Below are 12,934 nucleotides of genomic sequence, written 5' to 3' on the forward strand. Positions count from 1 at the left end.
CGATTGTATAGAGCGACGGCTGTCGTAAGCCTAAATGCGCGCCGGACGGCCGCCTTGCGGACGCACCCTCAGGGGATGCGGCAAGGGGCAGCGAAGTCCACGGCGGCCTGGACCTCGGCGCGCAGCTTGGCGACCAGCGGCCGGGCATCATCGCGGCGGTACTGGAATGCATAAGGCATGGCCGCCAGCGGCGTATCGCCTTCCAGCACGCGCAGGCTGCCCTCGGCCTGCAAGGCGCGGGCCCAATGGCTGGGCAGCAGGCCGACCCCGGTGCCTTCTATCAGAAGGCCGACCACCGCCCCCCAGTTGTTGCAGCAGAGGCGTTCGCCGCCGGCATCGCGGCCCGCCAGCCAGTCGTCGATGATGCGCGTGGTGCCGGCCCCCGCCGGCAGCGTGACCAGCGGCAGGCGGGCAAGCAGCTCCGGCGTCATGCGCGTGGCGCCGTCCAGCAGCGCCGGCGCGGCGACCCAGGAGAAGTCGGCCTGGCCTATGGCCGTGGAAGCGATATTGGGCCGAGAGGAACGGCCGGCGATCACGGCAAAGTCCAGTTCGCCGTCGGCCACGCGCTGCTCCAGCACCTGGCCGATGTCCACATAGGGTTCCAGCACCAGGTCCGGATAGGCGGCGCGCACGCCCCGGATCAGCCGCGGCAGCCAGGTGAGCGCGGTCAGCTCGCCCACGCCGAAGCGGCAGCGACCGCTGAGCCCCGCGCTTTGCGCCAGCGACGCCCGTATCTGCTCCGCCGAGGCCAGCAGGTCGCGCGCCTGCGGCAGCAGGCGCTGGCCGGCGTCGGTCAGCACCGCCTTGTGGCCGCTGCGATCGAACAAGGACAGGCCCAGGCCTTCCTCGAGCTCGGTGATACGCTTGGACAGCGACGATACCGACAGATGCAGGCGCTCGGCCGCCACGGCGAAACTTGCGCAGGTGGCGGCCCAGTAGAAGGCTTCGAGTTGCTTGAGGGTCATGCGCGGATTGTAGGGGCGTCCGGCATGGGGATGCTCAATTCAGGAGCATCCCGTTGAAAAGCGCCCGCCGCGGAATCAGGCGGCTTTCGGCGTCAGCAGGTGCGCGGAAAACCGGAGGGTATCGATGGCGGCGCGGAGCATGCGCTCGACGCGCGGCCACATGTCGCCCTTGAGGCGATCGGACCAGCAGATGCTGTCAAACACCCCGTCGACCAGGGCGTGCAGATAAAGATTGGACAGGCGCACGTCCAGCGCGCGCGGCAGGTCCTCGCGCTTGACCGCGGCGCGCAGCAGTTTCTCCGAGGTGCGCAGGGCGTGGCGCTCCCACAGATCGCGGCGGCGCAGCAGGGGCGCGTTCTCGTCGCTGCGTTCGCATTTGAGGTACAGGATTTCCAGCACGCGCTGCACCGAGCCTTCCTGCGCGTAGATCTGGATGTATTGCCGCATGGAGGTGTAGAGCGATTCCAGCGCCTCGCCGTCGGTCGAGACATGAGTCAGGGGAGCAGCCTCGCCCAGCGCGCGGTCGCACATGGCGATGCAGACGTCGATCTTGTTTTTGTAATGGCCGTAGACGGCGCCCCGGGACACCCCTGCGTGGTCGGCGATGTCGCTCATGGTGGTGGCGGCCACCCCCTTGGACAGGAACACGTGCTCCGCGGCATCCAGGATGCGGTCGCGGGTGCGTTGGGACTCTTCTTTCGTCTTGCGGGCCATGCGGGGGACCTCCTTCTTAAAAAACCGGCTGCAAAAAAACGGCGGCTTCAAAACAAGAAGCCGCCTCTTTCGTCACTGTGAATAAGTGTGAAGCGGGGAGCATACTTCCGAACAAAATAATTAATCAAGCGTGACGGATTAAATGATAGACTCGCTTCCCCACGCGGGAAAGTCGGCGCCTTTCCCCACCTCAGCCCTCTGCGGGCCCATCAGAAATTTTAAAAATGAAGCAAAGAGTCTCTCTACGCACGCTCGCCCTTTCTTCCGTACTAATTCTTATTACCGGTTGCTCGAAACCGGAAGCCCAACAAGCCACCGAGGCTCCCGCCGAAGTCGGCGTCATCGTTGCCCAAGCCACGCCCACCAGCGTCGCGACCGAATTGCCGGGCCGGCTGGAGCCCTACCGCGAAGCCGAAGTGCGCGCGCGCGTGGCCGGCATCGTCACCGCGCGCCTGTACGAAGAAGGCCAGGATGTGACGCGCGGCGCCGCCCTGTTCCAGATCGATCCCGCGCCGTTGCAGGCCGCCTACGATTCGGAAGCCGCGAACCTGGCGCGCGCGCAGGCCAATCTTTCCGCCGCCGCCGACAAGCTGCGCCGCTACGCTGACCTGGTGTCGGACCGCGCCATCAGCGAACGCGACCACGCCGAAAGCGTGGCGCAGGAACGCCAGGCCCGGGCCGAGGTCGCCCTGGCCCGCGCCAACCTGCAAAGCGCCAAGCTGAAGCTGGATTACGCGCGCGTCACTTCGCCCATCGACGGCCGGGCGCGACGCGCGCTGGTGACCGAAGGCGCACTGGTGGGCGAAGGCCAGGCCACGCCGCTGACGGTGGTGCAGCAGATCGATCCCATCTACGTGAACTTCGCCCAGCCGGCGGCCGAGGTGATGCAGTTGCAGAAGCAGATCCGCGCGGGCGCCCTGGAAGGCGTGGCGCCGGACCAGGTGCGGGTGCGGCTGCTGCTGCCCGACGGCTCGGAGTACGGGCGCGGCGGCACGCTGTCGTTCGCCGATCTGGCGGTGGATCCCGGCACGGACAACGTCACCATGCGGGCGCTGTTCGAGAACCCGGGCCGCGATCTGCTGCCGGGCATGTATGTGCGGGTGCGGCTGGAGCAGGCGATCAACCGCGACACCTATCTGGTGCCGCGCAACGCCCTGCTGCGCAATGCCGAAGGCGCGCACGTGCTGGCCGCGGGTGCAGACGGAGAGCTGAAGAAGATCGCCGTCACCGCAGAGCGGCTGCAGGGTCCGAACTGGATCGTCACGCAGGGATTGGCAGGCGGCGAACGCATCGTCGTCGAGAACGCCGCGCATATGGCGGCGGGACAGAAAATCAAACCGGTGGAGCGGGGCGCGCCCGGTGCGCAGGCCCCCGCCGCCGGCAACCCGGAGGCCGGCGTCCAGGGTAGGACGTCCGCGCCGGGCCAAAAAGGATAAACCGCAATGGCGCGTTTTTTTATCGATCGCCCCGTCTTCGCCTGGGTGATCTCGCTGCTGATCGTGCTGGTCGGCATCCTGTCGATCCGTGCGCTGCCGGTGGCGCAATATCCGGACATCGCTCCGCCCGTGGTCAACGTCGGCGCCAGCTACCCCGGCGCCTCGGCCAAGGTGGTCGAAGAGGCCGTCACCGCCATCATCGAACGCGAGATGAACGGCGCGCCGGGACTGATGTACACCTCGTCCAGCAGCGACTCGACGGGCTGGGCCAGCATCAACCTGACTTTCAAGCAAGGCACCAACCCGGACCTGGCCGCCGTGGAAGTGCAGAACCGCCTGAAGGCGGTGGAGCCGCGCCTGCCGGAATCGGTGCGCCGCGACGGCGTGCGCGTGGAGAAGGCGGCCGACAACATCCAGCTGGTGGTGTCGCTGAAATCGGACGGCGGCCTGGATGACATCCAGCTGGGCGAGCTGGCCGCTTCCAACGTGCTGCAGGCGCTGCGCCGCGTGGAAGGCGTGGGCAAGGTGCAGTCGTTCGGCGCGGAAGCCGCCATGCGCATCTGGCCGGATCCGGCCAAGCTGACGGCCATGTCCCTGACCCCGGGCGACATCGTCTCGGCCCTGCGCAGCCACAATGCGCGCGTCACCATCGGCGAGCTGGGCAACCAGGCCGTGCCCAAGGACGCCCCGCTGAACGCCAGCATCGTCGCGGGCGAGTCCCTGCGCACGCCCGAGCAATTCGGCAACATTCCGCTGCGCGCGCAGCCGGACGGCGCCACTTTGCGCCTGAAGGATGTGGCGCGGGTCGAATTGGGCGGCACCGACTACATGTACCTGTCGCGCGTGAACGGCATGACCGGCACGGGCCTGGGCATCAAGCTGGCGCCGGGTTCGAACGCGGTCGAAACCACCAAGCGCATCCGCGCGACCATGCAGGAGCTGGCCCAGTATTTCCCGCCGGGCGTGACCTGGGACATTCCGTACGAGACATCCACCTTCGTCGAAATCTCGATCAAGAAGGTGCTGATGACCCTGCTGGAAGCCGTAGCCCTGGTGTTCTGCGTGATGTACCTGTTCATGCAGAACTTCCGCGCCACGCTGATTCCGACGCTGGTCGTGCCGGTGGCGCTGCTGGGCACGCTGGGCGTGATGCTGGGGCTGGGCTATTCCATCAACGTGCTGACGATGTTCGGCATGGTGCTGGCCATCGGCATCCTGGTCGACGACGCCATCGTGGTGGTGGAAAACGTCGAGCGCATCATGGCCGAGGAAGGCTTGTCGCCGCGCGAGGCCACGGTCAAGGCCATGGGCCAGATCAGCGGCGCCATCGTGGGCATCACGGTGGTGCTGGTGTCGGTGTTCGTGCCGATGGCCTTCTTTGACGGCGCCGTGGGCAACATCTACCGCCAGTTCGCCGTGACGCTGGCCGTGTCGATTGCCTTCTCGGCCTTCCTGGCGCTGTCGCTGACGCCGGCGCTGTGCGCCAGCATGCTCAAGCCGATCGCCGCCGGCCACCACGAGAAGCGCGGCTTCTTCGGCTGGTTCAACCGGGCCTTCGCGCGCCTGACGGCGCGCTACACCGCCCGGGTGTCGGGCGTGCTGGCCCGTCCGGTGCGCTTCGGCCTGGCCTATCTGGCGGTGATCGCCGCGGTGGCGCTGCTGTTCGCCCGGCTGCCCTCTTCCTTCCTGCCGGACGAAGACCAGGGCAGCTTCATGGCCATGGTCATCCTGCCCCAGGGCTCGCCGCAAGCCGAAACCATGGCGATGGTGAAAGAGGTCGAGCGCTACATGATGGAGCATGAGCCCGTCGAATATGTGTATTCGGTCAACGGCTTCAGCAACTACGGCAGCGGACCGAACTCGGCCATGTTCTTCGTCACGCTAAAGGACTGGAAGCAGCGCGGCGGCGCCGACCTGCACGTGAACGCGGTGGTGGAACGCATCAACGCCGCCTTCGCCGACCGCAAGAACGTCATGGTGCACGCGCTGAACTCCCCGCCGCTGCCGGACCTGGGCTCCACCTCGGGCTTCGACTTCCGCCTGCAGGACCGGGGTGGACTGGGCTACGAGGCCCTGGAGCAGGCGCGCCAGCAATTGCTGGCAGCGGCGGCCAAGCATCCCGCGCTGACGGAGGTTGTCTTCGCCGGCCAGGAAGAAGCGCCGCAGCTGGAGCTGCGCGTCGACCGCGACAAGGCGCAGGCCATGGGCGTGCCACTGGACGAGATCAACACCGCCCTGGCGGTAATGTACGGTTCGGACTATATCGGCGACTTCATGCTCAATGGCCAGGTGCGGCGCGTGACCGTGCAGGCCGACGGCAAGAGCCGTGTCGACATGGAAGACGTGTCGCGCCTGCATGTACGCAACCTGCAGGGCCAGATGGTGCCGCTGTCGGCCTTCGCCACCCTGAAATGGTCGATGGGACCGCCGCAGCTCAACCGCTACAACGGCTTCCCGTCGTTCACCATCAACGGCTCGGCCGCGCCCGGGCACAGCAGCGGCGAGGCCATGCGCGCCATGGAGGCGCTGGCGGCCGAACTGCCGCGCGGCATCGGCTTCGACTGGTCGGGGCAGTCCTACGAGGAACGGCTGTCCGGCAACCAGGCGCCCGTGCTGTTCGCGCTGTCGGTGCTGGTCGTGTTCCTGGCCCTGGCCGCGCTGTATGAAAGCTGGTCGATACCGCTGGCGGTGATCCTGGTGGTGCCGCTGGGCGTGATCGGCGCGGTGCTGGGCGTGACGCTGCGCGGCATGCCCAACGACATCTACTTCAAGGTCGGCCTCATCGCCACCATCGGGCTGTCGGCCAAGAACGCGATCCTGATCGTGGAAGTGGCCAAGGACCTGGTGCGCGACGGCCAGGGCATCGTGTCCGCCACGCTGGAGGCCGCCAGGCTGCGGCTGCGGCCCATCGTGATGACCTCGCTGGCCTTCGGCGTGGGCGTGCTGCCCCTGGCGCTGGCCACCGGCGCGGCCTCGGGCGCCCAGGCCGCGATCGGCACGGGCGTGCTGGGCGGCATCGTCACGGCGACGGTGCTGGCCATCTTCCTGGTGCCGCTCTTCTTTTTGATCGTGGGCCGCGCGCTGGGCATGCGCGTGCGCCCCTCGCGTCCGCAAGGCCGCGAAACGCTGGAGACCACGCCATGAAGGCTATGGCAATGACCCTGCTTGCGCTGGCCCTGGCCGGCTGCTCGCTGGCCCCCACCTATGAGCGACCGGCAGCGCCGGTCCCCCAGGCCTATGACACGGTCGCCGCGGACGGACTGGCGGCGATGCCGCAGGACTGGCGCGATTACTTCAACGACCCGGCGCTGCAGGCCTGGATCGCCGCCGCGCTCGAGAACAACCGCAACCTGCGGGTGGCGGCGCTGCGCATCCAGGAAGCGCGGGCGCTGTACGGCGTACAGCAGGCCGACCGCCTGCCGTCCATCGACGGCACGGGCGAGTTCAGCCGCGGACGCGGCGCGGAGCCCGGCCAGCCGCGCATGCCGGTGGCCGACCGCTACCGCGCCGCGGTCGGCATCGCCGCGTTCGAACTGGATTTCTTCGGCCGCGTGAAGAGCCTGAGCGACGCGGCGCTGTCGCGCTACCTGGCCAGCGAGGAAGCGCACCGTGCTGCCACGCTGTCGCTGGTTTCGGAAACGGCCACGGCCTACTTCAACCAGCGCTCGCTGGCCGAACAGCTGCGCCTGACCGAAAGCACGCTGGCGCTACGCGAGGCCTCGCTCAAACTGACCCAGCGCCGTTACGACGCCGGGCTGGAAACGGCCGTGGGGCTGCGTACCGCGCAGATGCTGGTGGAATCCTCGCGCGCCACGCATGCCGAACTGAGCCGGGAATACCGGCAGTCGGTGCACACCCTGGGCCTGCTGGCGGGCGACTTTTCGCTGCCGCCCGACACCGATGCCGTCACGCTGGAAAGCCAGAGCCTGACACCGCTGGCCGCGGGCCTGCCTTCGACCCTGCTGGTCCGTCGCCCGGACTTGCGCCAGGCCGAGGACACGCTGCGGGCCGCCAACGCCGACATCGGCGCGGCGCGCGCGGCGTTCTTCCCGTCGGTGCAGCTGACGACCGACATCGGCACCACGGCGGGCAGCTTCTCGGACCTGTTCGGTTCGGGCACGGGCACCTGGACCTTCGCGCCCAAGCTGACGCTGCCCATCTTCAACGCCGGACGCAACAGCGCCAACCTGTCGCTGGCGGAAGCGCGCAAGGACATCGCGGTGGCCCAGTACGAGGGCAGCATCCAGCAGGCCTTCCGCGAAGTGGCCGACGCGCTGTCCGCGCGCGACACGCTGCGCGCCCAGATCGACGCCCAGCGCAAGGTCCGCGACGCCGACCGCGACCGCCAGCGCCTGACCGAAAGGCGCTACGAACGAGGCGTGGCGAGCTACCTGGAAATGCTGGAAGCGCAGCGCAGCCTGTTCGAATCCGAACAGGAGTTCATCCGGCTGCAGCAGCGCCGGCTGGTCAATGCGGTGGAGTTGTACAAGGCGCTGGGCGGCTGGGAGCAGCCCCGCTCATGACTGGTCAGCCAGCCTTGTCGATGCGGTAGGCGCAGCGGCGCGCGCCCGCGAGGATGTGTTCTTCGCGGCGCACCCGGACTTCTGCTCCTAGCACCTTGTGGAAGAGCTCCAGCTCGCTGCGGCAAAAGCCCATACAGGCTTTGGCCGCGGAGCAGATCGGGCAGTGGTTCTCGATGAACAGGAAGTCCGCGCCATCCTTGCGCAGCTCGGCCATGTAGCCTTCGGCAGAGCGGACTTCCACCAGCCGCTCCAGCCTTTCCTTCAGGCTGCGGGCGCCCTGCATGGCCTGGCGGTAGCTATTGAGCATGGCGGCTTCGCGCGCCTGGATCAGCTTTTCGATGCCCTCTTCGCCAAACACCTGGCGCACCGCGCCCAGCATCTGCACCGTCATTTCGGCATGCGTGTCCGGGAAGCGCCCGTTTCCGGCATCGGTCAGGAACCAGATCTGCGTGGGCCGGCCCCGGCCCGCGCTGTGGCTTTCGGAATCCACCAGTCCTTCCGCATGCAGGCGCGTCATCTGCTGACGCACGGCCTCGGCCGTCACGTCCAGGGCCTTGGCAATGACGGCGACGGATTGCGGGCCCCGCGTCTTCAGGGTCATGAGCACGCGATCGGCGGGCTGATGCTCCCAGACCACGGGATGGGACGGACTGTCAGACATGGATGTGCATACTCCGGTTGTTTGCCTATGGTGCCATGAACCTGGCCTGCCGGTCAGCCGGAAGCGGCCGGCGGATCCATCGAGGGCGCCTCCCATCCGCCCCCCAAAGCTTTGTACAGCGCGATCAGGCGGGTATAGGACTCGGTTTCGGCCACGGCCACGGCGTCCTGGGCGCGCAAGAGCGTACGCTGCGCGTCCAGCACCGTCAAATACGGCGTACTGCCCTCACGGTAGCGCAGCTGCGCCAGTTCCGCCGCCCTGCCGCTATGCGCGGCCGCCTGCGCCAGGCTGCCCAGGCGCTGCTGGGTCTGGCCGTACTCCGTCAGCGCCGATTCCAGTTCCTCGACCGCGCGCAGCACGGTCAGCTCGTAGCTGGCGACGGCGCCGTCCGCGCGCGCCACCGCGCCACGCTTGCGCGCCAGCGCCGTGGGCAGATGGAAGGCAGGCCAGTTGGCCGTGGCCGCCACGCTGAACGCGCGGCTGGCCGATGAGCCGAAATCCGCGCCGCGCAGGGCGACGAAACCCAGGAATCCGCCCAGGTCGATGCGCGGATAGAGCTCCGCAGTCGCCACGCCCACGTCGGCGTTGGCCGCAGCCATGCCGCGTTCGGCCGCCAGCACGTCCGGGCGGCGCGACAGCAAGGCGCTCACGTCGCCGATCGGCAGGCGGGTATCCAGGGGCGCCAGCGCCTTGCCCGCATCGAGCTCGCCCAGCTCCACCGGCCGCAGGCCCGCTAACACCGCGATCCGGTACTGCGCCAGCCGTCGGGCCGCGATCTGCAACGGCACGCTGGCCTGCACGGTCTCCAGTTCGGCGCGGGCGCTGGCCAGGTCGCCTTCGTCGCCGCGGCCGGCCGACACCATGGCCTGGATCACGCGCAGGCTGTCGCGCTGGCTTTCCAGGTTGGCGCGCGCCACGGCCAGGCGCTGTTCCGCGCCGCGCAGCTCGAAGTAATTGCGCGCCACTTCGGCGGCCACGACGATGCGGGTCTGGGCCAGGTCCGCGGCCTGCGCCTCGCTGCGCGCGGCCGCGCCCTCGGCCGCCCGGCGCAGCCGGCCGAACAGGTCCAGCTCCCAGGTGGCGTCAAAGCCCGCCCGGTAGCTCTCGGCCAGATTGCGCTGGCCCGCGACGCCGGCATTGGCCTGCGACAGGCTGCGTTCATAGCCGCCGCCCAGCGTGACCGCCGGCAACTGGTCCAGCTCCTTCTCGTCCAGCACCGCGCGCGACTCGGCCAGGCGCGCCTGCGCCATGCGGATATCCAGATTGCGCGACAGCGCCAGATCGATCAGCCGGTCCAGCTGGGGGTCCTGCAATTGCTTCCACCAGTCGCGCTGCAATTGATCGGTTGAGAACAGGGCCTGTTCAGGGCTGGCCAACGCCACCGGAGCAGCCTGGGGCTTCTGGTAGTCGGGTCCGACGGCGCAGCCGGCCGTGGCCAGCGCGGCCAGCAGCACGGCCGCGCCGCGGCGCATGCGTATGGAAAGTTGTGAGTGCTTCATGATGGTTTCCTTCGGCTAGGCGGAGGCGCCGGGCGCCGCGGCGTCCTCGGCCTGGGCCAGCGCCAGTTCCCGGGCGCGCGGCGTGTCGTGCGCTGCGCGGTGGTCGCGGGCGAATACGGTGTAGACGGTGGGCAGCACGAACAACGTAAACAGCGTGCCCACCAGCAGGCCCACCACGATGACCAGGCCCAGGCTGTAGCGGCTGTGTGCGCCCGCGCCGCTGGCGAACAGCAACGGGATCAAGCCCATGACCATGGCGGCGGTCGTCATCAGGATGGGACGCAGCCGGATGCGGGCGGCCTGCTCCATCGCGGTGCGCCGGTCCAGCCCGTAGCTGACCTGCATTTCATTGGCGAACTCCACCATCAGGATGCCGTGCTTGCTGATCAGGCCGATCAGCGTCACCAGCCCGATCTGGGTATAGATGTTGACGGTAGCCATGCCCAGCGCCAGCGGTATCAGCGCGCCGCAGATCGACATGGGCACGCTCACCAGGATGATGAAGGGGTCGCGCAGGCTCTCGTATTGCGCCGCCAGCACCAGGTAGATCACGATGATGGCGAAGATGAAGGTGATCATCAGCGCCGAGCCTTCCTGGCTGTACTGGCGCGCGTCCGACTGCCAGTCGTAGCTGAAGCCCGCAGGCAGGAACTGGGCTTGCTGGGTCAGGAACTGCACCGCATCGCCCATGGTCACACCAGGCATCGGAATGGCCTGGAAGGTGGCCGCGTTGAGCTGGTTGAACTGCGTCAGCTTGTTGGGCTCCACCCCCATGGACACGGTCACAAGGTTGGACAGCGGCACCTGCGCGCCGCTGGCGCTCTTGACGTAGTAGCGCGCCAGCGACTCCGGCGAAATACGCTGTTCGCGCAGGCTCTGCGGAATAACGTCGTAGGAACGGCCGTCCATGCCGAAGCGGTTCACGTAGTTCTCGCCCACCAGCACGGCCAGCGTGTCGCCGATGGCCTTCATGGTGACACCCAGGCTGTTGGCCTTGGCGCGGTCCACCTTCAGTTGCACCACCGGATTGTTGTAGTCCAGGTCGCTGTCGACCACCATGAACAAGCCGCTTTCACGCGCCGCCTTCTTCAGGCCCTCCATGGCCTCATAGACCACCGGATAGTCGGACGCGCTCATGATGACCATCTGTACCGGCAGCCCGCCGGTGGAGCCCGGCAGGGACGGCAGCTGGAAGGCGAAGATATTGCTGCCCTCGACCTGGTTCACCATAGCCTGCATGTCGGCCTGGATCTGGTCGGCCGAACGCTCGCGCTTTTCCCAAGGCACGAAGTCCACGCCGCCGATGCTGTTGGAGACGCCGTCGGAACCGTTGATCAGCCAGCGCCCCTGCTGTTCCGGCAGGGTCTTCATGACGTCGTCCCACTTGCGGCCGAATTTCTCCACGTAGTCGATATTGGCGTGCTGCGGCGACTTGATCGCGGTCAGCACTGTCGACTGGTCTTCGACCGGCGCCAGCTCGCGCTGCGCGGCGTTGTAGAGGAACGGCAGGCTCGCCAGTACCGCCACGGCAATCAGCCCGGTCACCCATCGGTGATGCAGCGAGACGTCCAGCACGCGGCCATAGGCATCGCCCAGGCGTCCGAAGAAATGCTCGGCGCGGCGCGCCATCCAGCCCTCGGAGACCCGGCTGTTGAGCAGGAACGAGCTCATCACGGGCGACAAGGTCAGCGCAATGACGCCCGACACGACCACGGACCCGGCCAGGGTGAAGGCGAACTCCTTGAAGAGCGAACCAGTAAGCCCGCCCATCAGGCCGATCGGCGCGTAGACCGCGGCCAGCGTGATGGTCATCGCGATCACAGGCCCCGCCACTTCGCGCGCGCCGATGAGGGCCGCGCGCACCGGCGACTTGCCCTCTTCGATGTGGCGGTGCACGTTTTCCACGACCACGATGGCGTCGTCCACCACCAGGCCGATAGCCAGCACCATGGCCAGCAAGGTCAGCAGGTTCACGCTGAAGCCGAACAGCGCCATGATGGCAGCCCCGCCCAGCATGGACAGGGGAATGGTCAGCACCGGAATCAGCACGGCGCGCAAGGAACCCAGGCACAGGAAGATCACCACCACCACGATGGCGATGGCCTCGATCAGCGTATGCACCACGCCATCGATGGAAGCGCTGATGAAGCGGGCCAGCTCGAACGGCACCTGTACGCTGGTGCCGGGCGGCAGGTTCTGCTTGATGTTGGGCAGCAACTCGTTCAGGCGTTTGACGATCACCAGCGGATTGCCCACCGGCGTGGCGTTAAGGCCGAAGTACACCGCCGGCTCGCCGTCCATCAGGCCGCTGGAATCGGTGGATGCCGCGCCCAGTTCCACCGTGGCCACGTCGCCCAGGCGCACGATCGCGTCGCCCTCGCGCTTGACCACCATGTCGCGGAATTCCGCGACGTTGACCAGGTCCGTGTTGACCTGGATGTTGGACACCACGTACAGGCCCTTGGCCTGCCCCGGCGCCGCCTGCACGTTGTTGTCGCGCAGCGCGTCGGCCAGTTCGCCCGCGGAAATGCCGCGCGCCGCCATCCGGTTCGGGTCCAGCCACACCCTCATGGCCAGTTTTTGCCCGCCGTAGAGTTCCACGCTGGCCACGCCGTCGATGGACGAGAGCTGCGGCTGCACCACGCGCGACAGATAATCCGTCAGGGACGCCAGCGACAAGGTGCTGCTGGAAAAGCCGACATAGGCCACGGCGGTCGCCTCGCCGGCGGACTTGACCAGCACGGGGTCGTAGACGTCCTGCGGCAGGCGGTACTTGACCTCGTTGACCTTGGCCATCACCTCCGTCATGGCCTTGTTGGAGTCGGCGTTCAGCTTCATCCGCACCGTGATCACGCTACGGCCTTGCGTGGAGGAAGACGACAGGTAGTCGATGCCTTCCACCGTGGCCACGGACTGCGCGATGGGCTGGGTGACGAAGCCTTGCATGAGGTCGGGCGAAGCGCCCGGATACTGGGTGGTGATGGTGATGGTGGTACTTTCGGTCAGCGGATACTGCCGCACCGGCAGGCCGCTCAGGGCCTTGATGCCCAGCAGCAGGATCAGCGTGCTGACCACCAGCGCCAGCACTGGCCGGCGCACGAAGAGATCGGTGAATTTCATGTTCTGCTCCGCGCCC

At 67.7% G+C, this 12,934-nt stretch carries 8 protein-coding genes; 3 read left to right on the top strand and 5 right to left on the bottom strand.

All coding sequences use genetic code 11. The features are described 5' to 3' along the window. Positions 1-68: 68 nt before the first annotated feature. Entirely contained in the window at positions 69-965 is an 897-nt protein-coding gene (locus tag AC1RHV_RS22500; RefSeq protein WP_119449054.1) for a LysR family transcriptional regulator, read from the bottom strand. Between the two features lie 75 nt (positions 966-1,040). Beyond that, positions 1,041-1,679, bottom strand: a complete 639-nt coding sequence (gene axyZ / locus AC1RHV_RS22505) for a multidrug efflux transcriptional repressor AxyZ (protein WP_119449053.1) — start codon at positions 1,677-1,679, stop codon at positions 1,041-1,043. A gap of 224 nt (positions 1,680-1,903) precedes the next feature. Here axyZ and AC1RHV_RS22510 point away from each other — a divergent pair, with 224 nt between their 5' ends. The 3 genes from AC1RHV_RS22510 to oprZ are packed head-to-tail and all read left to right on the top strand — an operon-like array spanning position 1,904 to position 7,638. After that, complete coding sequence (locus AC1RHV_RS22510; RefSeq protein ID WP_492302012.1) at positions 1,904-3,115, top strand: MexX/AxyX family multidrug efflux RND transporter periplasmic adaptor subunit; 1,212 nt, start codon at positions 1,904-1,906, stop codon at positions 3,113-3,115. 6 nt (positions 3,116-3,121) lie between these two features. After that, positions 3,122-6,259, top strand: coding sequence for a multidrug efflux RND transporter permease subunit (locus AC1RHV_RS22515; protein ID WP_175159636.1), 3,138 nt, complete (start codon positions 3,122-3,124; stop codon positions 6,257-6,259). After that, complete coding sequence (oprZ, locus tag AC1RHV_RS22520; RefSeq protein WP_054450454.1) at positions 6,256-7,638, top strand: multidrug efflux RND transporter outer membrane subunit OprZ; 1,383 nt, start codon at positions 6,256-6,258, stop codon at positions 7,636-7,638. The genes AC1RHV_RS22515 and oprZ overlap by 4 nt, the downstream gene beginning before the upstream one ends. 4 nt (positions 7,639-7,642) lie before the next feature. Here the strand turns inward: oprZ and AC1RHV_RS22525 are convergent, their stop codons facing one another. The 3 genes from AC1RHV_RS22525 to AC1RHV_RS22535 are packed head-to-tail and all read right to left on the bottom strand — an operon-like array spanning position 7,643 to position 12,918. Next, positions 7,643-8,299: a helix-turn-helix transcriptional regulator gene (locus AC1RHV_RS22525; protein ID WP_119449049.1), complete on the bottom strand. Its 657-nt coding sequence runs from the start codon at positions 8,297-8,299 to the stop codon at positions 7,643-7,645. Positions 8,300-8,352: 53 nt separating this feature from the next. Further along, positions 8,353-9,798 carry an efflux transporter outer membrane subunit gene (locus tag AC1RHV_RS22530; RefSeq protein WP_119449048.1) on the bottom strand — a complete coding sequence of 482 codons (1,446 nt, stop codon included), beginning with the start codon at positions 9,796-9,798 and terminating at the stop codon, positions 8,353-8,355. A 15-nt stretch (positions 9,799-9,813) separates the two neighbouring features. Beyond that, complete coding sequence (locus AC1RHV_RS22535; protein WP_492302015.1) at positions 9,814-12,918, bottom strand: MexW/MexI family multidrug efflux RND transporter permease subunit; 3,105 nt, start codon at positions 12,916-12,918, stop codon at positions 9,814-9,816. Between the last annotated feature and the right edge of the window lie 16 nt (positions 12,919-12,934).

This window comes from Achromobacter sp. GW823-FHT04E03 (genome assembly GCF_058796095.1).